Genomic DNA, 22,123 nt, shown 5'->3' on the forward strand with positions numbered 1-22,123 from the left:
GAGAGGCGGCGCAAGGGTGGTGCCCGGATGGGCGTGCACACACGTCTCGTGTGGCCGGGGCGACATTATAGTTTCGTTTGATGTCGCGCTCGCTTCAGACGGCCGGCGCGCCGTGCGCCGCGGCCAGCAATCGCGACGTCAGCGGGTGATGTTCACCGCGCCGCGAGCGGATCGCGTGGATTTCCTCGGTCACGTCGCCCGCCCGGCCGAGCCGCCTGAGCCCGCGCAACAGCGACGCATCGTTCGCGCCGAGTTCGCTCAGCGGAAACACGCCGAGGCCGCGCGCCGCGAACACGGCCATCAGCGCGCTGTCCTCGAATTCCCCGGCCACCCGCGGCACGATCCGCTCGCTTTCCAGCCACAGGTCGAGACGCGTGCGCAATGCCGAATGCGCGGTCGGCAGCAGCACCGGCAGGCCGGCCAGGCACTGCGGAAAGCGCTGCCGGGCGGCCGGCGTGACGAGCGCCGCAGGCCCGTACCAGTCGACCGGCGACGCGACGAGGCGCTCGCTCGTCACGCGCAGGTTCGATCCGGACGGCGCGCCTTGACCGGCCAGCACGAGATCCAGATGATGCAGCGCGAGTTCCGCGAGCAGCGCGTCGTGCTCGCCCTCGTGGCACAGCAGCCGCAGTGTGGGCGTGTCGAGCACCGGGGCCAGGATCGCGTGCGCGGCGAGCTTGGAGATGCCGTCCGCGAGGCCGACCGCGAGCCGCACGGTCGGCTGGCTGGCCGCCGCGCGCACGTCGTCGGGAATCAGCCGGCCCATCTCGAAGATGACCTCCGCGCGCGCGAAGGCGGCTTGCCCCGCGTCGGTCATCGCGACGCCGCGCCCGGCCGGCCGCAGCAACTGGTGCCCGAGCGATTTCTCCAGTTCGCGCACCTGCGCGCTGATCGTCTGCACGGCCATGTCCAGTCGGGCGGCCGCACGCGCGAAGCCGCCTTCCTTCACGACGACCCAGAAATAGTACAGATGTCGAAAATTCAGCATCGGAGCAGGATATATCGTAAAAACCGAACCTGAAGTCAGATTCTCTCTGATTTTTCCGAAGTGTGGGGCGGCATATCATCGGGTTTTCCACTTTCGTATCGGCCCATCCCATGGACTACCTGCTGACGCTTGCCACCGACCCCGCCGTCTGGGCCGCGCTCCTGACGCTCGTCGTGATGGAAGTCGTGCTCGGCATCGACAACCTGATCTTCATCTCGATCCTCAGCAACAAGCTGCCCGAGGCGCAGCGCGCGCGTACCCAGCGCCTCGGCATCGCGCTCGCGCTGGTGATGCGCCTCGCGTTGCTCGGCAGCGTCGCGTGGATCGCGAGCCTGACCGAACCCGTGTTCACGCTGTTCGACCATGCGTTCTCGTGGCGCGACATGATCCTGCTGTCGGGCGGCCTGTTCCTCGTGTGGAAGGCGACCACCGAGATCCATCACCACGTGTCGCACGATGGTAACGGCGCGGGCGGGGCCGTCGGTGCGGCCGGCCTGACGGTGTGGGCCGCGATCGGCCAGATCGTGATGCTCGACATCGTGTTCTCGATCGACAGCATCGTGACCGCGATCGGCATGACCGAGCACGTCCCGATCATGTTCGTCGCTGTGATCGTCGCCGTCGCCGTGATGCTGTTCGCCGCGCAGCCGCTCGCCCGCTTCATCGACCGCAACCCGACGATCGTGATGCTCGCGCTGTCGTTCCTGGTCGTGATCGGCATGACGCTGATCGCCGAAGGATTCGGTTCGCACGTGCCGAAGGGGTACATCTATGCGGCGATGGCGTTCTCGGCGTTCGTCGAGGGCATGAACATGCTGGCGCGGCGCGCGAAGGCGAAGCGGGCGGCGCACGTGGCGCGCGACTGACGCGGCATGCGTGACGCCGGCCGCCGCGGCGGCCGGCTCGCGCACCTCATACGGAATCCGAATGAGATTCGAACGGAAAGGAGAAATGCGATGAAATGTCCTGTCTGCAAGACGCCCGACCTGCTGATGGCCGAGCGCCAGTCGATCGAGATCGACTACTGTCCGACCTGTCGCGGCGTGTGGCTCGATCGCGGCGAACTCGACAAGCTGATCGCCCGCGAAACCGGTGACGCGCCGGCTCGCCGCGACGCCGCGCCGGCGCAACGCGATGCGCACGCGCAGCACGGCCGCGACGACGGCTGGGGGCGCGACGGCCGCTCGCACGACGAGCGATACCGGCACGACGGCCGGCGTCGCAAGAAGTCGGTGTTCGACCTGTTCGATTTCGATTGAATCTGCCGTCCGCGCGCCTGAATGCGCGCGGCCCGATGCAATGAAGCCCCGCCCGGCATCGCGCCGGTGCGGGGCTTTTTCACGCGCGTCGCGTCAGGACACGCATCGACCTTTACGCATTGCCGGCCGTCACGTCGATGCGGCGCGGACGCGTTTCCTCGCGGCGCGGAATCGTCAGCGTCAGCACGCCGTCGCGCAGGTTCGCGTCGATCCGCGACGTGTCGAGATCGGCGCTCAGCACGAAGGATCGCGCATAGCGCGTCGCGCGCATTTCCGCGTGCCGTACGCGCAGCTCGGCCGGCGCATCGATGTGCGTCGCGGCTTCGATCGTCAGCGTGTTGTCGTGCACCTTCACGTCGAGGTTCTCGCGCGGCACGCCGGGCAGGTCGGCCCGCAGCGTGACGCCGCGCGGATCCTCGGCGATGTCGACGGATGGGGCGATCGCGGGCCGGCGGGCGGCTTCGGCGGCGGCAGCGTGAACGGTGCCCGGGTGGCGTTCGGCCAGAGTCGGATTCATGTTCATGTCGGTATCCTGAAGGTTACTGAATGGTGATCGCACGCGGCTTCGATGCTTCGCGCCGGCCGACGCGAATCAGCAGGCAGCCGTTTTCGTAGCGGGCGCTGACCTGGTCGGGGTCCGCATCGCGCGGCAGTTCGACCACGCGGCGGAACGCGCCGTGAAAGCGCTCCTGCGCATACGTGCGCACGTCGTCGCCTTCGGTGCGCGGCGCCGGTTTGCGCTCGCCGCTGATCGTCAGCAGATCCTTGTCGATCGATACGTCGAAGTCGGCCGCGGCCATGCCGGGCGCGAATGCGACGATCTCGATCGCATCGTCGGTGGCGCCGACGTTGAGTGCGGGAAAGGCGCCGGGGCGCACCGCGCGGATGCCGGACGGGCGCTCGCCGAGCAGGCTCGCCATCTGCCGTTGCACACGGGCGAATTCGTCGAACAGGTCGTTGCCGAAATGGATACCGCTCATGTTGGTCCTCCTGAACAGGGAACGCGGGAGACGTGACGGCGCGACGCCTGCGGCGGGCGCGACGGGTGGCTCCACTGGATCGATACGGGGGCGGTGCGTTGCATGAGGCACTGCCCGACGACGCTTAATTAGTGGCCGCCGTCGCGCATTTCAAGAGGGATTGCGCGATCTGCGCCGACGCGTGCGCGCGGGATTCGATGCGACAATCGGCGCGGCATATCCGCAGACCAACCACACGGGACAACCATGGACATTCGACGTATCGCGATCGTCGGCGCCGGCGTGATCGGCGCGAGCTGGGCCGCTTTCTACCTGACGCAGGGTTTCGACGTCGTCGCGACCGACCCGGCCCCGCAGGCCGATGCGCGGCTGCGCGACGCGCTGGCCGCGTTTCTCGGCGAGCGGGCCGCCGAACTTGCCGCGCGGCTGTCGTTCGACGCGGATCTCGTGCGTGCGCTGGACGGCGTCGACTTCGTGCAGGAGAGCGGCCCCGAGCGACTCGACCTGAAGCGCGCGCTCTATCGTCAGATGGACGACGTGCTGCCCGCGCACGTGCCGATCGCGTCGAGCTCGTCGGGCCTGAAGATGTCCGATATCCAGACCGCGTGCGCGAAGCACCCGGAACGCTGCCTGATCGCGCATCCGTTCAATCCGCCGCACCTGATCCCGCTCGTCGAGCTGGTCGGCGGCGATGCGACCGGCCAGGACGTGATCGCGCGCGTGAAGCATTTCTACGACGGGCTCGGCAAGCAGACGATCGTCCTGAACAAGGAGATGACCGGCCACGTCGCGAATCGGCTCGCGGCCGCGCTGTTTCGCGAGGTGTATCACCTCGTCGGCGAAGGCGTCGTGAGCGTCGCCGACGCGGACAAGGCTGTCGCGTGGGGCCCCGGCCTGCGCTGGGGGCTGATGGGGCAGTGCCTGACCTATCACCTCGGCGGCGGCGCGGGCGGGATCGCGCACTTTCTCGAACACCTGTCGGGGCCGATCGCGAGCTGGTGGGACGACCTCGGCACGCCTTCGTTCGATCCGGAAGTCGATCGCAAACTGAATGACGCGCTGCGCGCGATCCAGGGCGAGCGCTCGATGCAGGAGCTGGCGGCGGAGCGCGACCGGTTGCTCGTCGAGCTGATCGACGCGCGGCGCCGCAGCTTCCTGCCCTGATCCCGATTGAATTGCGCGCGGCGGCGGCGCCGGTCACTGCTGCGACGCCGCCTGAGGCGCGGGCGGCACATGGGCCAGCCACGCGGGGCTCGCGGCCTGCACGAGTTCGCGGTTGCGCGCGCGGGTCGCGGCGTCCGGCGGGTAGTTGCCGTCGTTCGTCGGCAGTTCGCCGTCGAGATAGGCCTGCTTGAGCTGGTCGACGACTTCCGCGCGCGTCAGGCCCGGAGCGGGAGCCGACGCGTCGGTCTGGGCAAAGGCTGGGGACAGCAGCGCGGCTGCGGCGGTCGCGACGGCGAATCGCAGGACGGTCTTCATGGCGGGCTCCGATCAAGGGGACGGGGTACCGGAGGCGCGCGGCGATGTGCGGTGCGCCTCCGATGGGTCCCATTGTCGCGAGCGGGTGCTGCGCGGACGATGACGCGTGCCGGGCAAAGCTGTCAGGTGCGGGCGCGACCGCGCACGGCGCCGTTACAGCTCGGCCGCCGCCGCGATCAGCGTGGCTTCCAGCGCGAGCGTCGAGCGCGACGCGGCCGCCGGGCGATCGATCACGTATTCGAGTTCGCCGAGTTCCGGCAGTCCCGCCTCGAGCCGTGCGAGCCCGGCCGGGATCACGTAGCCGGCGAACGCACTGACGCCGAGCCCCGCGCTCGCGGCCGCCCGCAACACCGCGATGCTGCTGCTCACGACGGCGATCCGGTACGGGCGCCCGACGGCTTCGAGCGATTCCAGCACGCGGCGGCGCGACACGCTCGGCTCCGGATGCATCGCGAGCGGCAGCACGGCTTCGTGGCCGGTGATCCGCGAATCGGGGCCGGTGCACCAGTACAGCGGTTCGCTGCGGATCACGCGGCCGCGCCGGCTGCCGGCGATGCGTTTCGCGAACACGAGATCGTGCCGGCCTTCGTCGAGCGCGTCGAACAGGTCGCCCGACAGCCCGGTCGAAATCGCGAGTTCGACGTCCGGGTTGCGCTGCACGAAGCTCGCGAGCGCGGCCGTCAGGTGCGCCGACGCGAAATCCTCCGACATCGCGAGCCGCACCTTGCCCGACAGCGGCGGCCCGCATACCGACGTGACGGCCTCGTCCATCAGTTCGAGGATGCGCACCGCGTAGCGGAACAGCGCGTCGCCGTGCTGCGACAGGTGCACGTTGCGCGTGTCGCGCTCGAACAGCGGCCGGTCGAGCAGCTCCTCGAGGCGGCGGATATGCTGGCTGACGGTCGACTGCGACAGGTTCACGCGCTCGGACGCGGCGGTGAAGCTGCCGGACTGGGCGACGGCGACGAAGCTGCGCAGCAACTCGGGCGGTAACGGACGCATTGCTAAATCCACTGAATCGGTTTCGACAACTTCATAAATGGCCGGATTTTGCGGCGCTAGTATCGGATCACGCGCCAGTGCGGCCTCTGCGCAGGGGGCACCGGACGCGTAGCCCGTGTCGCGCCGCCGGCTGCATCGGTCAGTCTAAGCCATCCGGCGTCCGGCCCGAACCCGCATCATCCCATCGACCCCGAGAACGCGCTCGCACGACGAGCCGCCGGGCCGCGGCGCCCCGCCGCAGGAGACAAACAGTCCGCCCGGGATCGGCGTGCGGGCCTGGCTCCCGCACGCGTCAGGCGCCCGTCACGAAGAGACTGGAGACGACTCATGATCATCTACGGAACCGCGCTGCTGGCGTTCTGCCACCTGGCCGGACTGTTTCTCGGCGACCTGCTCGGCGCAGCCATCGGCGTGAAGACCAACGTCGGCGGCGTCGGCATCGCGATGCTGCTGCTGATCTGCCTGCGCCTGTGGCTGCACCGGCGCGGCTGGCTGCCGAAGGAGACCGAGGCCGGCGTCGGTTTCTGGGGCGCGATGTACATCCCGGTCGTCGTCGCGATGGCCGCGAACCAGAACGTCGTCGCCGCGCTCAAGGGCGGCCCGGTCGCGCTGCTGGCCGCCGTCGGCGCGGTCGCGATCTGCGCATGCTGCATCGCGGTACTGGCGCGCATGGGGCGCGACGACACGGCCTTCGCGGGCGTGCCGCAATTCGAAGAACAGTAACGGAGGCCGCCATGCTGCAGATGCTCGAAAAAACCGTCGCCCACAACGGGCTCGTCGCGTCGTTCGCGCTGGTCGGCCTGATCATGTGGCTGTCGTCGATCGCATCGCGCAAGCTCACGTTCGGCCGCGTGCACGGCTCGGCGATCGCGATCGTCATCGGTCTCGTGCTCGCGTACGTCGGCGGCGCATTCACCGGCGGCGAGAAGGGATTGGCCGACGTCAAGCTGTTCGCCGGCATCGGCCTGATGGGCGGCGCGATGCTGCGCGATTTCGCGATCGTCGCGACCGCGTTCGAAGTGCAGCCGGCCGAGGCGCGCAAGGCCGGGCTCGTCGGCGTCGTGTCGCTGCTGCTCGGCACCGTGCTGCCGTTCATCGTCGGCGCGTGCGTCGCGCGCGCGTTCGGCTATACCGATGCGGTCAGCATGACGACCATCGGCGCGGGCGCCGTCACCTACATCGTCGGGCCCGTCACGGGTGCGGCGATCGGCGCGAGCTCCGACGTGATCGCGCTCAGCATCGCGACGGGGCTCGTCAAGGCGATCATCGTGATGGTCGGCACGCCGGTTGCGGCCAACTTCATGGGCCTGAAGACGCCGCGCTCCGCGATGATCTTCGGCGGGCTGGCCGGCACCGTCAGCGGCGTGAGTGCGGGGCTCGCCGCGACCGACCGCCGGCTCGTTCCGTACGGCGCGCTGGTCGCGACGTTCCATACCGGCGTCGGCTGCCTGCTCGGGCCTTCGCTGCTGTTCTTCACGACGCGCGCGCTGGTCGGTGCCTAGGGCCTGTTCACGCTAATAACGGGCTTGCGCTGGCTCCCAGAAGGGCCGAGCGCAAGGATTGCGACGAAGCGAATACTCGACGTATTCGCGAGGAGCATGACGCGGCGCTCGGCCCTTCTGGGGGCCAGCCCCACGAACGAATTTTTTCCAAACAGGGGAACGTGCCTTTCCGCCCGCATGGCGGCGTCGTTCGTCGTTGCAATAACTACGGCTATTGCGCCTCCTTTCTCCTTGCCCTGCGGGCGGAAAGGCACGTTCGCAAGCCCGTTATTAGCGTGAACAGGCCCTAGGGCGATGGATGCGACCCGCGCGCGGGCCGCATCCATCGCGGCGTCCTCTGAGTCGCATTCTGCAACATCATCAATCGGCGGCGGCGCCAGGCTTAGAATGCCGCTGAACCATCGAAGCGGAGAACTGTTCATGACGGGATGGAATCACGCGCGGCAGGCGCGCGATGCACGCCTCGCGGCCGGCGCGGCCTACGCGCACGGCAAGCGGGTCGATGCGCGCGACACCGTCGCGTTGCTCGAAGCGGTGCTGCGGCCCGGCGACCGCGTCTGCCTCGAAGGCGACAACCAGAAGCAGGCCGACCTGCTCGCCACCGCGCTCGCCAACGTCGACAGCGCGAAGATCCACGACCTGCACATGGTGCAGTCGGGCGTCGTGCTGCCCGAGCATCTCGACGTGTTCGAGCGCGGGATCGCGAAGCGTCTCGACTTCGCGTATTCGGGCCCGCAGTCGCAGCGCATTGCGAAGCTGCTGTTCGGCGGCAAGATCGCGCTCGGCGCGGTGCATACCTACCTCGAACTGTTCGCCCGCTACTTCATCGACCTCACGCCGCAGGTCGCGCTGATCGCGGCCGTGAGCGCCGACGCCGACGGCAACCTGTACACCGGCCCGAACACGGAGGACACGCCGACCGTCGTCGAGGCCACCGCGTTCAAGGACGGCATCGTGATCGCGCAGGTCGACCGCATCGTCGACAAGGTGCCGCGCGTCGACATCCCGGGCGATCGCGTGCATTTCGTCGTCGAGGCCGGCCGGCCGTTCTACGTCGAGCCGCTGTTTACGCGCGATCCGGCCGCGATCACCGAAACGCAGATCCTGACCGCGATGCTCGCGATCAAGGGCATCTACGAGCCGTACGGCATTCGCCGCCTGAATCACGGGATCGGCTTCAACACGGCCGCGATCGAGCTGCTGCTGCCGACCTACGGCGAGAAGCTCGGGCTGAAGGGCAAGGTCTGCACGCACTGGGCGCTCAATCCGCACCCGACGCTGATTCCCGCGATCGAATCGGGTTGGGTCGAGCAGATCCACTGCTTCGGCTCCGAAGTCGGGATGGACGACTACATCCGTGCGCGCTCCGACGTGTGGTTCACGGGCCCCGACGGATCGCTGCGCTCGAACCGCGCGTTCTGCCAGACGGCCGGCCTCTATGCATGCGACATGTTCATCGGCTCGACGTTGCAGATCGACCTGGCAGGCCATTCGTCGACGGTCACGGCCGAGCGGATCGCCGGCTTCGGCGGCGCGCCGAACATGGGCAGCGACGCGCGCGGCCGCCGCCATCCGAGCGAGCCGTGGCTGAAGGCCGGCGCGCAAGCCGACCCCGACACGCCGGCCGCGCTGCGGCGTGGCCGCAAGCTGGTCGTGCAGATCGGCGAGACGTTCGGCGACAAGAACGTGCCGATGTTCGTCGAGAAGCTCGACGCGCTGAAGCTCGCCGACAAGCTGCAGCTCGACCTCGCGCCGATCATGGTGTATGGCGACGACGTCACGCACATCGTCACCGAGGAAGGGATCGCGAACCTGCTGATGTGCCGCGACAAGGACGAACGCGAGCACGCGATCCGCGGCGTAGCCGGCTATACGGACGTCGGCCGCGGCCGCGACCGGAAGCTGGTCGAACGGCTGCGCGAGCGCGGCGTGATCCGTCGCCCGGAAGATCTCGGCATCGATCCGCTCGACGCCGACCGCCGCTGGCTTGCCGCGCGTTCGATCAAGGATCTCGTGCACTGGTCGGGCGGGCTCTATGCGCCGCCGGCCCGGTTCCGCAACTGGTGAGGAAGAGGGCATGGAACAGTTGAACTATCGCTTCACCGCGCGCGAACGCGCGAAGGGCGAGCAGGCCGCGGCGCTCGTCGGCGTGGTCGCGTCCGGCAACCTCGAAGTGCTGGTCGAGCGCGTGCTGCCCGGCAACGAATGCGAGATCGACATCCGCACCGCGGCCGTCGGTTTCGGCGCGGTCTGGCAGGCGGTCGTGTCGGATTTCGTCGAACGGCGCACGCCGGGCGGCCTGAGGCTGTCGATCAACGACGGCGGCGCGCGCCCCGACATGGTGTCGCTGCGGCTCGCGCAGGCCGTGCGCGCGATCGAGGGAGACGCATGATGAGCGACGTGATTCACGACGCGCCGGCGTTCGTCGCGAACGCGGCGAGCTGGTACGAAGCGTCGGCGCGGCAGCGTATCGACGGGCTGCTCGACGCAGGCAGCTTCGGCGAATTCCTGGGGCCGGCCGAGCGCGTGACGAGCCCGCACCTGCCGCTGTTCGATCTGCCGCAGCAGTTCGACGACGGGATGGTGGTCGGCCACGGCCGGCTCGACGGCCGGCCGGTGTTGGTCGCCGCGCAGGAGGGCCGCTTCATGGGCGGTGCGTTCGGCGAAGTGCACGGCGCGAAGCTCGTCGGGTTGCTGCGCGCCGCGCGCGAAGTCGGCAAGCCGGTGCTGATCCTGTTCGATACGGGCGGCGTGCGGCTGCAGGAAGCGAACGCGGGCGAGCTCGCGATCGCCGAGATCATGCGCGCGCTCGTCGAAGCGCGTGCGGCCGGCGTGCCCGTGATCGGGCTGATCGGCGGGCGGGCGGGCTGCTACGGCGGCGGCGGGTTGCTCGCCGCGTGCTGTTCGGCGCTCGCGGTGTCCGAGCAGGGGCGCATCAGCGTGTCGGGCCCCGAAGTGATCGAGACCAATCGCGGCGTCGAGGAATTCGATTCGAAGGATCGCGCGCTGATCTGGCGCACGATGGGCGGCAAGCACCGGCGGCTGATCGGCGGCGCCGATCGTTACGTGGCCGATACGCCGGACGCGTTCCGCGCGGCCGCGCTCGAGCTGATCGACCGGGCGCCGGCGTTCGATGCGGCGATGCTGCGCGCGGAGCAGGCGCGCCTCGAAGCGCGGGTCGAGCGGTTCGGCGCCTGCCAGGATGCGCTCGACGTGTGGCGCATGCTCGGCGCGGATCGGCCGGAAGCGATTCCCGGCATGCCCGACGACGAATTCGCCACGCTCGCCGACCAGTTACAGGAGCAGAAATGAAACGACCCCCACGCTCACTTCGTTCGCTGCCCCCCGAGGGGGCGCCTGCCTCCGTTGGCGCGGCTCGGCGGGAGGTAGCATGACGCTCGATGAAGTACTGAACGCGCTGTTTCCCGCGGGCCATGCGATTGCGCGCAACGGCGGCTTGCTGACGGGCCACGCGGAACTGGCCGGCGTGCGCGTCGACGTGATCGGCGTTGCCGAGCGCTTGCCGTTCGGCATCGACGAGGCGCTGACGCTCGCGTCGCACGTGCTCGATACGGTCGCGCGCGGCGGCGACACGCCGATTCTCGTGCTGGTCGACAGCGACAGCCAGCGGATGAGCAAGCGCGACGAATTGCTCGGCCTGAACGAAGGGCTGTCGCATCTCGCGAAGTGCCTGATGCACGCGGATCTCGCCGGGCACCGGACGATCGGCGTGCTGTACGGCCACACGGCCGCCGGCGCGTTCATCGCGACCGCGCTCGCGACGCGCACGCTGCTCGCCGTGCCGGGCGCCGAGCCGGAGGTGATGGATTTGCCGTCGATGTCGCGCGTGACCAAGCTGCCGATCGACGTGCTGAAGGAGATGGCGCGTTCGACACCGGTGTTCGCGCCGGGGCTCGACAATCTCGTGAAGATGGGCGCCGTCGACGCCGTGCTCGATCCGTCCCGCGCGCTCGACGCGCAGGTCGGCGAATGGCTCGGCAAGCCGGCCGAGCGCATCGACCGGCGCGCGGCGCGCGGCCGGCCGGTCGCGACCGACGTCGCCGCCCGCGTCGAGGCACTCGCGCGTGCCGCCCGCTGAGCTGCCGCTGCGCCGCCACACGTTGGTCACGCTGACGGCGGCCGGGTGGGGCGCGGCATTCGCCCGCGACCCCGCGCTCGCGGGCGACCCGCTCGTTCGCGCATGGGCCGCACGCGGCTGGCCGCTGATCGTGCGTCGCGCGTCGCCGGATGAAGCCGATGCCGGCCGCGTGCCGCTCGGTCTGCCGCTGCCGCCGTCGGCGGGCAAGCGGCGCATCGCGCTGAACGTGGCCGCCGATGCGCTCGCGACGGTCGGTCCGCTGCCGACGTTGACGGACGTGCGCGCCGCCGCGCCCGCCGCATGGCAGGCGCCGTTGCGCGATCTCGATGCGCTCGGCGCGCGCTGCGGCGTGCAGGGCCGCGTGTTCGGCAGCCTCGCATGGCAGGCGCTGACGGGGGAGCCTTACCTGAGCGCCTCATCCGATCTCGACATCGTATTCCCGCTGCCCGATCCCGCATCGCTCGCGCCGTTGCTCGACGGTCTCGCGGCGATCGACGCGCGCGCGCCGATGCGCATCGACGGCGAACTGCTGCGCGACGACGGCGCGGGCGTCAACTGGCGCGAACTGCACGCGCGGTTGCCCGAAGTCGCGGTGAAGACCGCGCTGGCCGTCGAGCTGATGCGCGCCGATGTATTCGCCGGAGGCACGCGATGAGCGCACGGGGTGCCTGCCGCCTGGCGGCGCCGTCCGATGCCGAGCGCATCGCCGCGCTGGCCGAGCGCAGCCTCGTGCTCGAGATCGAGACCTATCCGAAGCCGGGCCTCGTCAGTCACGTCGACACCGGCAGTCACGCGGACATGGACGCGGCGACGTTCGCGCGCAGCGCGGCCGTGCTGCGGCCGTATTTCGCGGAACTCGCCGACGCGGGCGCGCGCGACGCGGACATCGCCGTGCTGCGCAAGATCGGCCTGCGTGCCGAACACGCGATGCTCGCCGCGACCGGCGGCGTCAACACGCATCGCGGCGCGATCTTCGGGCTCGGGCTGCTGTGCGCGGCCGCCGGCCGGCGCGCGCGGCCGGACGCGATGCCGGACGGCACCACGCTGGGTGCGTTCGTGGCCGGCCGCTGGGGCGCCGAGATCCTCGGCGGCCCGCGCTTGCCGGACAGCCATGGCGAGCGCGCCAGCCGCCGCTACGGTGTCGGCGGAGCGCGTCGCGAGGCGGCCGAGGGCTTCCCGTCCGTGTACGCGGTCGGGCTGCCCGCGCTGCGCCGCGCACGGCGCGACCTGCCGGACGATCCGGAAGCCGCGCGGGTCGCCGCGTGCTTCGCGCTGATCGCCGTGCTCGACGACACGAATCTTCTGCATCGGGGCGGGCAGGGCGGCCTCGATTTCGCCCGCGCGACCGCCCGCGCGTTCGTCGCGCGCGGCGGCGTGCGGGCGCGCGACTGGCGGCTGCGCGCGGCGGCCGCGCATCGTGCGTTCGTCGCGCGCCGGCTGAGCCCGGGCGGCGCGGCCGACCTGCTCGCGATGAGCGTATTCGTCGATGCGCTCGAAGCCGAAGGGGACGCGCGATGACGCTGGCCATCCTGGGCTCGGGGCAGGGCGCGCAACGCGCCGACATGTTCGACCTGACCGGTTCGGCGCCGCAGGCCGACGCACTGTTCGTGCATGCGGGGCGCCTGCTCGGCGACGATCCACGTGCGTGGGTCCGGCAAGCCGGACCCGACGCGCTGTCGGAAAACCGCGCTGCTCAGATTCTCTGCACGGTCCAGGCGCTCGCGGCGGCGGCGCTGCTCGATGCGGTGTGGCCGCGCCGGCGCTGCGTCGCGGGCTACAGCGTCGGCGAGGTCGGCTCGTGGAGCGTCGCGGGGATGATCGACCCGCGCGATGCGCTCGATCTGGCCGCCGCGCGGGCCCGCGAGATGGATGCCGCGAGCGGCGGCGACGAGCGGATGGTGTTCGTGCGCGGTCTGACGCGCCCGCAACTCGCGCAGATGTGCGACGGTCGCGACGCGGCCATCGCGATCGCGAATCCCGGCGATGCGTTCGTGGTCGCGGGGCGGCGCGCCGACGTCGATGCCGTGGCCGACGATGCGACCCGTGCCGGCGCGCTGCGCGTGGCGCCCGTCTGCGTGCGGATCGCATCGCACACACGCCGGCTCGCGGCTGCCGTACCCGCATTCCGCGCGACGCTGGCCGCGACGCCCGTGCGCCGGCCGGTGCCCGGCACGCGGCTGTTTTCGGGGATCGACGGCGCATCGGTGCTCGATGTCGACGCGGGCCTCGACAAGCTCGCGCGGCAGATCGCCGAGCCGGTCGAGTGGGCGGCCTGTCTCGCCGCGTGCGTGGAGGCCGGCGCAACCGCGTTTCTCGAACTCGGCCCCGGACGCGCGCTGGCCGAGATGGCCGCCGGCGCGTATCCCGCGCTGCCGGCACGCAGCCTCGCGGATTTCCGTTCCGTCGAAGGCGTGACGAGCTGGCTCGCGCGCGTCGCGGCCGGCTGATCGGCGGGTTGAAACCCGGCTGAAACCCGCCGCCGGGCACCTGTTTCGCACCGTGTGTTGCGCCGGCGCAGCAGCGTCGCAGCCGCCCCTTGCCACGCGAATTGGCGTCGCTACAATGGCGCCCGCCATGAGACCAGCCGCCTTCTTTCTCGCCGCGTTCTGTTGCGCGACGAGCGTCCACGCCAGCCACATTCCGTCCGACGCCGCATCGGTCGGCACGTACTTTTCGTATGACAGCGCGGCGGCCGACGCGACCGTCGATCTGATCGAACAGGCGCAGCGCCGCGTGCTGCTGGCCGGCTATACGCAGGTGCCGCCGGCTGTCGCGAGCGCGCTGCGCTCGGCCCGCGCGCGCGGGATCGAAGTGCGCGTCGTGCTGGTGCGCCCGCCGCGTGCAGGCCGGTACAGCGGCGCCGGCTATCTGAAATCCGCGGGCATCGACGTCGCGATCGATTCCCGGCACGGCGGCCCCGCGTCGCGTTTCGCGATCGTCGACGACAGCGTCGCGTTGACGACCCTGTCCGACGGTGCGGCCGAGCACGCCGACACGGTGAACGTGTTCCGGCGCGCGCCCGAACTCGCACAGTCCTACGCGCAGTCGTTCTGGCGGCTGTACCGGCAGGCCGGCGGCCTCTGACCCTTTCCGCGGCGCATCGCGCGCCGGTATGACCCTGCTTGCATCGGCGCGAGCGATGAGCCATCCTCGTTGACAGGCGCCGGCGCAGGTTGTGCGCACCCGGCGCAACGGCAGGGAGTCGATCGTGACCGAAAGCAGTTTTGCCGATCGCGCCGATGCCGGCCGCCAACTGGCGGACGCGTTGCGCGAATACGCGGGGCGAAGCGATGTGGTCGTGCTCGCGTTACCGCGCGGCGGCGTGCCTGTCGCGTATCCGGTCGCGTGCGCGCTGCACGCGCCGCTCGACGTGCTGGTCGTGCGCAAGCTCGGCGTGCCGTCCGACCCCGAGTTCGCGATGGGCGCGATCGCGACGGGCGGCGCGACCCATCTGCAACGTTCGGTGATCCGCGCGATGGACGTATCCGATACGCAACTCGCCGACGTGATCGCGCGCGAGACGGCCGAACTGCAGCGCCGCGAAGCGCTGTATCGCGGCGCGGTGCCGCCGCAGGCGGTGGACGGATGCATCGCGATCGTCGTCGACGACGGCGTCGCGACCGGCGCGTCGATGCGCGTCGCGCTGCAGGCGCTGCGCGAGCGCCACCCGGCGCGCATCGTCGCGGCGGTGCCGGTCGCACCGGCGGGTGCGGCGCACGCGTTCGACGGCCTGGCCGACGCGTTCGTCACGGTGTCGCAGCCGCTGCGGTTCTTCGGGATCAGCCAGTTCTACGCGCGATTCGAGCAGACGAGCGACGACGAGGTGCGCGCGCTGCTCGACGCGGCGCGCCCCTGACGCGGCGTCACGTCCGACGGCTCCGGCGCGCTCGGCCGGCTTCCGCCAGCGCGAACACGCGCTGCAGCGCCGGATGGACGTTGCCGTGCCAGCGTGGCCCCGTAAACAGCCCGTAGTGATCGCAATCGTCGATGTCGACGCGATGACGCTCGTCGGCCGACAGGCCGCTGCACAGGCCGAGCGCCGCATGCGTCTGCCCGGCGCCCGTGACTGCGTCGCGGGCGCCTTCGACGGTCAGCAGCATGACGTCGCGCAGCGCGGCGGGTTCGACGCGCCGGCCGCGCACGCGCCACGCGCCGGTCGCGAGCAGCATGCGCTGGAACACGACGTCGATCGTGTCGAGAAAATAGTCGGCCGGCATGTCGAGCAGCGCCGTGTATTCGCGCAGCGCCCGCCGGGCGTCGGCAAGCCCGTTCATGTCGAAACGCGACGCCGCCAGCGCGTAGGCTTCGATCAGCGTCAGAAAGCGTTGCGGATACAGGAGCGCGATCTCGCCCTGTTGCAGATAGGTCGGGAACACGGCGCGGCCGTGCCCCGCGAAGCCGGGCGGCACGATGTCGATCAGGTGGCGCCGGCACCAGTCGAGCGAATGGGCGGCGGCTGCGGCGCCGAGCGCGCTGGGGTTCAGCCGCGCGTCGAGCGGGCCGCCGATCAGCGTGATACTCGCGGGCGGCGCGAGGCCGCGCGCGGCACGCAGCGCGAGTGCGCCGAGCGCCGGGACGGTCGCCTGGCACACGGCGACGACGTGCAGCGGCCGATCGTCGCGCTGGAGGGTGGCGACGAAGCCGTCGAGCATCGCGACGTACTCGTCGAGCCCGAAACGGCCTGCCGCGAGCGGCACGTCGCGCGCATTGCGCCAGTCGGTCACGCAGACGTCGCCATCGGCGAGCAGCGTTTCGGCGGTTTCCCGCATCATCACGGCCGCGTGCCCGACGAGCGGCGCGCACAGCAATACCGTGCGGCGCGCATCGGCGTGCGCGAAGCGCCGCAAATCGCAAAACGGCGTGTGCGCGACGACTTGCTCGCCGACGTCCGGCCACGCGAGGTCGAAGCCCGGCGGCGCGGCCTGCGGCCCGAGCAGCGGTTCGAACAGGTCGTCGTAGCACGACGACGCGGCATGCGGCAGCGACGCCGCGGGCCACGCATCGAACGCGTATCGCGTCGCCGCGCGCCATGCGCGCATCCATTCCCGCTGCTGCTCGACGACGGCATACCACATGGCGGACCCTGGGGCGGAAGGAGCGTGAACCTGCATTATGGTCACTGTGGACGGGCAGCGCGAGCCCGATGCGCGGCCGGCCGATGCGTGTCGAGCGAACGGCACGCTAGGCACTGCCGCGCGACGCTGCTACAGTCGTCGGTCCCATTTCCTCGAAGCGGAGCGTTTGCGATGAAGCTGATCGGCATGCTGGATTCCCCGTTCGTGCGCCGTGTCGCCATTTCGGCGAAGCTGCTCGACCTGCCGTTCGAACACGAGTCGATCTCGGTGTTTCGTCATGTCGAGCAATTCAGGACGATCAACCCGGTTGTCAAGGCGCCGACGCTCGTGACCGACGGCGGCGCGACGCTGATCGATTCGTCGCTGATCGTCGACTATCTCGACCATCTGGCCCCGCCGGAGCGGCGCCTGCTGCCTGACGCCGTCGATGCCCGGCTGCGCGCGCTGGTGCCGATCGGGTTTGCGCTGGCCGCCGCCGAGAAAACCGTGCAGGTCGTCTACGAGCAGGCGCTGCGGCCGTCGGACAAGCAGCACGAACCGTGGGTCGAGCGCGTGCTGAGCCAGCTCGAAGCCGCATACGGCGCACTGGAGCCGCTGGTCGCGGCCACCAACGGCTGGTTCGGCGGCGCGCGGCTGCTGCAGTCCGACGTGACGGTCGCGGTGGCGTGGCGTTTCACGCAATTCATGGCCGCCGATTACCCGGTGCTCGCGCGGATCGATCCGGCCCGTTATCCGGCGCTCGCCGAGCATTCCGCGCGGGCGGAAGCGCTGCCGGCCTTCGTCGAAACGCCGCTCGTCTAGGATTCGCGCGCCGGGCCGTCGCATAACGACGTTGAACGCCGCCGGCCCTTGTCCGGCCAGTCGCGGCCGATTGTTCTCGGCGGCTGACAAGTGACTTCGCATTCGCGCTGTTTATCCGGAGGCGACCGATCCCTAGAATCCACTCCATCGAATTACGCGTTGCCAGATGGAGCCGATGATGAAAGCCCTGATCGAATCGAGTCTGTACCACCCGTCCGTCGTGTTGCCGCTTGCCGCGCTGGCGCAGCTGATGGTCGAGCGCGATTTCAATCTCGGCCAGGTCGGGCTGATCGTCGCGGCGCGCGGCGCGCAGGCGGCCGTGTCGCGCTCGCGCGCGCTGATCTTCTGCCGTCACTGCGAAGCGCACGCATGAGCACGTTCGCGGCGCGCGAATGAAAAAAGCCCGGCCGGCGCAAGCCGGTCGGGCGGATCGGGTTCGATCGGGCCCCGGCTTCGGCCGGGGCTTTTTCATTGGGTGACGCTCATGCGCGTGCGGGCGTCGCGATGCCGTAGATGTCCGCCTCGTCGTTCTCCTCGCGCAACTGGCGCGCGAGCTGGTGCGCTTCGTGGCGCGTCGCGACGGCCGGCGGCGAGCCCTTCAGCGGCTGGCGCGCGGTTTCGGCGAGCGCGACGACCGACACGACGCCGATCAGCGCGGCGCCCATCAGGTAGTACGCGGGCATCATCAGGTTGTGCGTCACGTCGACGAGCCACGCGGTGACGAGCGGCGTCGTGCCGCCGAACAGCGACACCGACACGTTGAAGCCGATCGCGAGCGCGCCGTAGCGGATCTCGGTCGGGAACAGCGCGGGCAGCGCCGACGGCATCACGCCGGTGAAGCACGACAGCAGCACGCCGAGGATCAGCAGGCCGCCGAACACCGACGCCGTGGTGCCCGCATGGATCAGCATCAGCGACGGGATCGACAGCACCAGCAGGCCGACGCAGCCGGCGAGCATCACCGGCTTGCGGCCGATCTTGTCCGACAGGCGGCCGGCGTACAGCGTCATCGGCATCATCAGCACCATCACGATCAGCACCAGCACGAGGCTGTGCGATTCGTCGAAATGCAGCGTCGACGACATGAAGCTCGGCAAGTACGACAGCACCATGTAGTCGGTCACGTTGAAGATCAGCACGAGGCCGACGCACAGCAGCAGCGCACGCCAGTTGCGCAGCAGCGTTTCGCGAAAGCGCGCCTTCGGCACGGCCTTGTCCTGCGCTTCGCGCTCTTCGGCCTGGCGCTTGAACGCGGGCGTTTCCTCGAGCTTCATCCGGATGTAGAGACCGATCAGGCCGAGCGGGCCGGCGATCAGGAACGGCACGCGCCAGCCCCACGACAGCAGCGCCTCCTGCGACAGCGACGCGGTGAGCAGCGCGACGACGCCGGCGCCCAGCACATAGCCGATCAGCGTGCCGAATTCGAGGAAGCTGCCCATGAAGCCGCGACGCTTGTCGGTGGAGAACTCGGCGATGAAGGTGGCGGCGCCGCCGTACTCGCCGCCGGTCGAGAAGCCCTGCACCAGGCGGGCGACGAGCAGCAGCACGGGCGCCATGATGCCGATGGACGCGTAGCTCGGGATCAGGCCGATCGCGAAGGTGCCCACGGCCATCATGATCATCGTGGCGGCGAGCACGCGCTGGCGGCCGATGCGGTCGCCGAGCGGGCCGAAGACCATGCCGCCGAGCGGGCGCACGAGGAACGCGGCCGCGAACGTGCCGAAGGTGGCGAGCAACTGCGCGGACGGGCTGCTGGACGGGAAGAACACCTTGCCGAGCGTGACGGCGATATAGCTGTAGACGCCGAAGTCGAACCATTCCATCGCATTGCCGATGGCCATCGCGCTGACGGCGCGCTTGAGCAGGCTCTGGTCGACGACGGTGATGTCGTCCACGGCGAGCGGGGCTTCGGTGGACGACGAAGCGGGGGAAGAGACAGCGGTCGGGCTGACGTGTGTTGCGGTCAAGGTCATGCACTCCTTTGACAGCGCCGGAACGGGCAGGCCGTCCGACACGGTTTGCCGGCGAGCGCGGGGTCGTGTGCTGCGCGTCGGGGCAGACCATCAAGCACTGACTGCGCAAGGCGCAGCAAAGGGCCAAGGGGCTGCTTCGACGCGGGCCCGATGGGCCGTCGCGACAGTGCGCTCATGAAGAAAGGGCCGCGTGATGCAGGCGGCAGATGCCGGTGCGGACGAGGGTCCGGCGTTCCGGCAACGCCCCGGAGGGGCAGCGAAACGAGAAAAGCGGGCCTGTCGGGCGGGCTTTCCTGTGGATGCAATTTCGATCGAGGCACCGGCCCGCAGCGGGCGGACGGACTTCTCTCAAAATCGAAAAGACAGAGATTGAATGTTGAAACAGGCGACATGATAGCACGATGACGGACGATCGTGCAAATTGACCGGAGTCGCCCGTCGGACGGGGGATCCGGCGCGGCCCGCTCGGGTATGATCGGCGGCGCGCGGCGCGGCCGCGCCGCCCGTCGCGACGGGGCTGAATTCGCGAGGAACCGGATGACCGAACTGATGAGGATCGCGGCGCTGTTCGCCGCTACTGCGCTGGCCGAAATCGTCGGCTGCTATCTGCCGTGGCTCGTGCTGAAGGCCGGGCGCCCGGCGTGGCTGCTGGTGCCGGCCGCCCTGTCACTCGCGCTGTTCGCGTGGCTGCTGACGCTGCACCCGAGCGCGGCGGGGCGCACTTATGCCGCGTACGGCGGCGTGTATATCGCGGTGGCGCTGATCTGGCTGCGGGTGGTCGACGGCGTCGCGCTGACCCGCTGGGACGTGGCCGGCGCGGTGCTCGCGCTCGGCGGGATGGCGGTGATCGCGCTGCAGCCGCGCGCGTAGGCGCGGCCGCACGCGCGGCGGGGTGGGTGCCGTGTCAGGCGGCCTGGGCGGCGTCCGCTGCTTCCGTGTCGGCGGACTGGCGCCACACGCAGGCGCCCTTGACCGACTTGTCGAGTTCGTCGAGCTGCGTCTGGTGCGCGGCCAACTCGTCGTCGCTTGCCGCGATGACCGGCAGGTCGAGCGCGGCGAGCGACACGCGCTGGCCGTTCGCGGTGCCGCCGTCGGTGCCCGTGTCGTCGAGCATGTCGATCACGAGGCTGTCCTGGCCGCGCGTCATCGCGAGATACACCTCGGCGAGCAGCTCCGAGTCGAGCAGTGCGCCGTGCAGCGTGCGGTGCGCGTTGCTGATGCCGAAGCGGTCGCACAGCGCGTCGAGCGAATTGCGCTTGCCGGGGAACATCTGCTTGGCCTGCACCAGCGTGTCGATCACGCCGCCGCAATGCTCGGTGAACGGCGGCAGGCCGAGCCGCGCGAATTCGGCGTCGAGGAAGCCAAGGTCGAACGGCGCGTTGTGGATGATCAGCTCGGCGCCCTTCACGAAGTCGCGGATCTGGTCGACGACTTCCGCGAACTTCGGCTTGTCGCTGAGGAACTCGGTCGTGAGGCCGTGCACGGCCAGTGCGCCCGGATCGCTGTCGCGCTCGGGGTTCACATAGATGTGGAGATTGTTGCCGGTGAGCCGTCGGTTCAGCAGCTCGACGCAGCCGATTTCGATCAGGCGGTCGCCCGTGCGGGCGTTCAGGCCGGTGGTTTCGGTATCGAGAATGATCTGGCGCATGTCGGATAAATCGGCGGATAAATCGGGAAAGAGAGGGGGGGGCGGAGTCAGGCAGCGAGCGATTCGACGCCGCGATTCGCGAGCGCGTCGGCGCGTTCGTTTTCGGGGTGGCCCGCGTGGCCCTTCACCCAACGCCATTCGACGTCGTGCTGCACGACGAGCGCGTCGAGCCGCTTCCACAGGTCGGCGTTCTTCACGGGCGTCTTCGCCGCGGTCACCCAGCCTTTCTTCTTCCACCCGTGGATCCACTCGCTGATGCCTTTCTGCACGTATTGCGAGTCGGTATGCACGATCACCCGGCACGGCCGCTTGAGCGCCTCGAGCGCGGCGATCACGCCCATCAGCTCCATGCGGTTGTTGGTCGTGTTCGGCTCGCCGCCGAACAGTTCCTTTTCTTGGGCGCCGTAGCGCAGCAGCGCGCCCCAGCCGCCGGGGCCGGGGTTGCCCTTGCAGGCGCCGTCGGTATAGATGTCGATGGTGTCGGTTGTCATGAACGTTCTTGATGGGTGGTCGGGGAGGCCGCCGGCGTCAGGCCCGGTGCGAGCACGGGCTTCTTCATCCTGATCGGGCCGACGAGACGCATGCCGCGCACGCGCTTGACGGCCGTCACCATGTAGACGGCGCCGAAGATCGGCCACCAGCGGTCGCCGGCGGCCTCCATGAAGCCGTAGCGGGCCAGCCACTGGTCGGTGGCGAGCGGCGGCCGGTAGCAGCCGAAGCGGCCGCGTTCGAGGTCGAAGCCGAGCAGCTTGATCCAGTCCTTGAGCCGGATGAACGCGATCTGGTCGCGCGTGGCCGGCACGAACGGGCGGTTCGCCATGCGCCCGAACGACTGCCGCATGCCCCACAGACTGAGCGAGTTGAAGCCGGTGATCACGAGCTGGCCTTCCGGCATCAGCACGCGCTCGGCCTCGCGCAGCAGGCGGTGCGGATCGGACGTGAATTCGAGCGTGTGCGGCATCACGATCAGGTCGACGCTCTGCGACTCGAACGGCAGGTCGAGCAGGTCGCACCAGATCGTGCTGCGATCGGCAGGTGCGTGGGCCGCCGTGTGCGCTTCGCGCGCCCGCGGATACTGATACGGCGCGCTCGCGCCGCTCGCCGGGTCGAGCACCAGGCCGCGACACGGCATGCGGTTCTCGCGCAGCGCGTCGAGCTGCGGCAAGCCGAGCTGCAGCGCGTGGAAGCCGAAGACGTCGGACACGATCCGGTCGAGCTGCGCCTGTTCCCAGCCCAGCACGTAGCGGCCGGGCGGCGAGTCGGTCCAGGCGGGCCAGTCTATAATTTGACGGTCAGACATAACGATGATTGCGCGCC

At 69.9% G+C, this 22,123-nt stretch carries 27 protein-coding genes; 17 read left to right on the forward strand and 10 right to left on the reverse strand.

Translation table 11 applies throughout. The annotated features are described in order from the left end of the window. Positions 1-94: 94 nt before the first annotated feature. Positions 95-988 (reverse strand): LysR family transcriptional regulator, encoded by an 894-nt coding sequence (locus WS61_RS17685; RefSeq protein WP_059501921.1) that lies wholly within the window; start codon positions 986-988, stop codon positions 95-97. 110 nt (positions 989-1,098) lie between these two features. Between WS61_RS17685 and WS61_RS17690 the strand changes: the two genes are divergently transcribed. Further along, a complete protein-coding gene (locus WS61_RS17690; protein WP_059501923.1) occupies positions 1,099-1,854 on the forward strand; it encodes a TerC family protein in 756 nt (251 codons plus the stop codon). A gap of 90 nt (positions 1,855-1,944) precedes the next feature. Then, positions 1,945-2,247 carry a zf-TFIIB domain-containing protein gene (locus WS61_RS17695; protein WP_059501925.1) on the forward strand — a complete coding sequence of 101 codons (303 nt, stop codon included), beginning with the start codon at positions 1,945-1,947 and terminating at the stop codon, positions 2,245-2,247. Between the two features lie 112 nt (positions 2,248-2,359). Here the strand turns inward: WS61_RS17695 and WS61_RS17700 are convergent, their stop codons facing one another. Together WS61_RS17700 and WS61_RS17705 are read right to left on the reverse strand one after the other, a co-directional pair. Continuing rightward, the gene (locus tag WS61_RS17700; protein ID WP_059501927.1) at positions 2,360-2,770 is read right to left on the reverse strand and encodes an Hsp20/alpha crystallin family protein; all 411 of its coding nucleotides are present in this window, start codon (positions 2,768-2,770) and stop codon (positions 2,360-2,362) included. Positions 2,771-2,786: 16 nt separating this feature from the next. Continuing rightward, positions 2,787-3,227 (reverse strand): Hsp20/alpha crystallin family protein, encoded by a 441-nt coding sequence (locus WS61_RS17705; RefSeq protein ID WP_034206926.1) that lies wholly within the window; start codon positions 3,225-3,227, stop codon positions 2,787-2,789. A gap of 246 nt (positions 3,228-3,473) precedes the next feature. On the opposite strand from WS61_RS17705, the gene WS61_RS17710 reads away from it, so the two are divergent. Continuing rightward, positions 3,474-4,391: a 3-hydroxyacyl-CoA dehydrogenase NAD-binding domain-containing protein gene (locus tag WS61_RS17710; RefSeq protein ID WP_059501929.1), complete on the forward strand. Its 918-nt coding sequence runs from the start codon at positions 3,474-3,476 to the stop codon at positions 4,389-4,391. A gap of 33 nt (positions 4,392-4,424) precedes the next feature. On the opposite strand, the gene WS61_RS17715 is transcribed toward WS61_RS17710, so the two are convergent. After that, positions 4,425-4,706: a DUF4148 domain-containing protein gene (locus WS61_RS17715; protein ID WP_059501931.1), complete on the reverse strand. Its 282-nt coding sequence runs from the start codon at positions 4,704-4,706 to the stop codon at positions 4,425-4,427. Between the two features lie 153 nt (positions 4,707-4,859). Continuing rightward, complete coding sequence (locus WS61_RS17720) at positions 4,860-5,708, reverse strand: LysR substrate-binding domain-containing protein (RefSeq protein WP_059501933.1); 849 nt, start codon at positions 5,706-5,708, stop codon at positions 4,860-4,862. A 327-nt stretch (positions 5,709-6,035) separates the two neighbouring features. Here WS61_RS17720 and madL point away from each other — a divergent pair, with 327 nt between their 5' ends. The 11 genes from madL (at position 6,036) to WS61_RS17775 (ending at position 15,165) form a co-directional block, all read left to right on the forward strand. Then, on the forward strand, positions 6,036-6,431 hold the full coding sequence (gene madL / locus WS61_RS17725; protein WP_059501935.1) for a malonate transporter subunit MadL: 396 nt from the start codon (positions 6,036-6,038) through the stop codon (positions 6,429-6,431). An 11-nt stretch (positions 6,432-6,442) separates the two neighbouring features. Then, positions 6,443-7,210, forward strand: a complete 768-nt coding sequence (gene madM, locus WS61_RS17730; RefSeq protein ID WP_059501937.1) for a malonate transporter subunit MadM — start codon at positions 6,443-6,445, stop codon at positions 7,208-7,210. A 420-nt stretch (positions 7,211-7,630) separates the two neighbouring features. Further along, positions 7,631-9,277 (forward strand): malonate decarboxylase subunit alpha, encoded by a 1,647-nt coding sequence (gene mdcA, locus WS61_RS17735; RefSeq protein WP_059502119.1) that lies wholly within the window; start codon positions 7,631-7,633, stop codon positions 9,275-9,277. Positions 9,278-9,287: 10 nt separating this feature from the next. Continuing rightward, positions 9,288-9,602: a malonate decarboxylase acyl carrier protein gene (mdcC, locus tag WS61_RS17740; protein ID WP_059501938.1), complete on the forward strand. Its 315-nt coding sequence runs from the start codon at positions 9,288-9,290 to the stop codon at positions 9,600-9,602. Beyond that, positions 9,599-10,522, forward strand: coding sequence for a biotin-independent malonate decarboxylase subunit beta (locus tag WS61_RS17745; RefSeq protein ID WP_059501940.1), 924 nt, complete (start codon positions 9,599-9,601; stop codon positions 10,520-10,522). The genes mdcC and WS61_RS17745 overlap by 4 nt, the downstream gene beginning before the upstream one ends. Before the next feature lie 79 nt (positions 10,523-10,601). Continuing rightward, positions 10,602-11,309, forward strand: coding sequence for a biotin-independent malonate decarboxylase subunit gamma (mdcE, locus tag WS61_RS17750; protein WP_059501942.1), 708 nt, complete (start codon positions 10,602-10,604; stop codon positions 11,307-11,309). Continuing rightward, positions 11,296-11,964 carry a malonate decarboxylase holo-[acyl-carrier-protein] synthase gene (mdcG, locus tag WS61_RS17755; RefSeq protein ID WP_059501945.1) on the forward strand — a complete coding sequence of 223 codons (669 nt, stop codon included), beginning with the start codon at positions 11,296-11,298 and terminating at the stop codon, positions 11,962-11,964. The genes mdcE and mdcG overlap by 14 nt, the downstream gene beginning before the upstream one ends. Beyond that, positions 11,961-12,827, forward strand: coding sequence for a triphosphoribosyl-dephospho-CoA synthase MdcB (gene mdcB, locus WS61_RS17760; protein WP_059501948.1), 867 nt, complete (start codon positions 11,961-11,963; stop codon positions 12,825-12,827). Before mdcG ends, mdcB begins: the two co-directional genes overlap by 4 nt. After that, positions 12,824-13,756, forward strand: coding sequence for an acyltransferase domain-containing protein (locus WS61_RS17765; RefSeq protein WP_059501950.1), 933 nt, complete (start codon positions 12,824-12,826; stop codon positions 13,754-13,756). Before mdcB ends, WS61_RS17765 begins: the two co-directional genes overlap by 4 nt. 115 nt (positions 13,757-13,871) lie before the next feature. Next, positions 13,872-14,393 carry a phospholipase D-like domain-containing protein gene (locus WS61_RS17770; protein ID WP_059501953.1) on the forward strand — a complete coding sequence of 174 codons (522 nt, stop codon included), beginning with the start codon at positions 13,872-13,874 and terminating at the stop codon, positions 14,391-14,393. 124 nt (positions 14,394-14,517) lie between these two features. Then, the gene (locus WS61_RS17775) at positions 14,518-15,165 is read left to right on the forward strand and encodes a phosphoribosyltransferase (RefSeq protein ID WP_059502121.1); all 648 of its coding nucleotides are present in this window, start codon (positions 14,518-14,520) and stop codon (positions 15,163-15,165) included. Between the two features lie 7 nt (positions 15,166-15,172). Here WS61_RS17775 and WS61_RS17780 read toward each other — a convergent pair whose 3' ends face one another. After that, positions 15,173-16,384 carry a polyhydroxyalkanoate depolymerase gene (locus tag WS61_RS17780; protein WP_059501955.1) on the reverse strand — a complete coding sequence of 404 codons (1,212 nt, stop codon included), beginning with the start codon at positions 16,382-16,384 and terminating at the stop codon, positions 15,173-15,175. Positions 16,385-16,555: 171 nt separating this feature from the next. Between WS61_RS17780 and WS61_RS17785 the strand changes: the two genes are divergently transcribed. Continuing rightward, positions 16,556-17,185, forward strand: a complete 630-nt coding sequence (locus tag WS61_RS17785; protein WP_059501958.1) for a glutathione S-transferase family protein — start codon at positions 16,556-16,558, stop codon at positions 17,183-17,185. Positions 17,186-17,360: 175 nt separating this feature from the next. Further along, positions 17,361-17,558, forward strand: coding sequence for a hypothetical protein (locus tag WS61_RS17790; protein ID WP_034207872.1), 198 nt, complete (start codon positions 17,361-17,363; stop codon positions 17,556-17,558). A 109-nt stretch (positions 17,559-17,667) separates the two neighbouring features. On the opposite strand, the gene proP is transcribed toward WS61_RS17790, so the two are convergent. Beyond that, entirely contained in the window at positions 17,668-19,158 is a 1,491-nt protein-coding gene (gene proP / locus WS61_RS17795; protein WP_059501960.1) for a glycine betaine/L-proline transporter ProP, read from the reverse strand. A gap of 537 nt (positions 19,159-19,695) precedes the next feature. On the opposite strand from proP, the gene WS61_RS17800 reads away from it, so the two are divergent. Then, positions 19,696-20,028, forward strand: coding sequence for a YnfA family protein (locus WS61_RS17800; RefSeq protein ID WP_011545077.1), 333 nt, complete (start codon positions 19,696-19,698; stop codon positions 20,026-20,028). Positions 20,029-20,062: 34 nt separating this feature from the next. Here WS61_RS17800 and dnaQ read toward each other — a convergent pair whose 3' ends face one another. From dnaQ to WS61_RS17815, 3 genes are read right to left on the reverse strand one after another with little or no spacing between them, the layout of a single operon-like run. Further along, positions 20,063-20,806 carry a DNA polymerase III subunit epsilon gene (gene dnaQ, locus WS61_RS17805; protein ID WP_059501961.1) on the reverse strand — a complete coding sequence of 248 codons (744 nt, stop codon included), beginning with the start codon at positions 20,804-20,806 and terminating at the stop codon, positions 20,063-20,065. Positions 20,807-20,853: 47 nt separating this feature from the next. Next, positions 20,854-21,297: a ribonuclease HI gene (gene rnhA / locus WS61_RS17810; protein ID WP_059501963.1), complete on the reverse strand. Its 444-nt coding sequence runs from the start codon at positions 21,295-21,297 to the stop codon at positions 20,854-20,856. Beyond that, positions 21,294-22,106, reverse strand: coding sequence for a class I SAM-dependent methyltransferase (locus WS61_RS17815; protein ID WP_059501965.1), 813 nt, complete (start codon positions 22,104-22,106; stop codon positions 21,294-21,296). Before WS61_RS17815 ends, rnhA begins: the two co-directional genes overlap by 4 nt. Between the last annotated feature and the right edge of the window lie 17 nt (positions 22,107-22,123).

The sequence above is a fragment of the Burkholderia sp. ABCPW 11 genome (assembly GCF_001523445.1).
GTDB lineage: Bacteria > Pseudomonadota > Gammaproteobacteria > Burkholderiales > Burkholderiaceae > Burkholderia.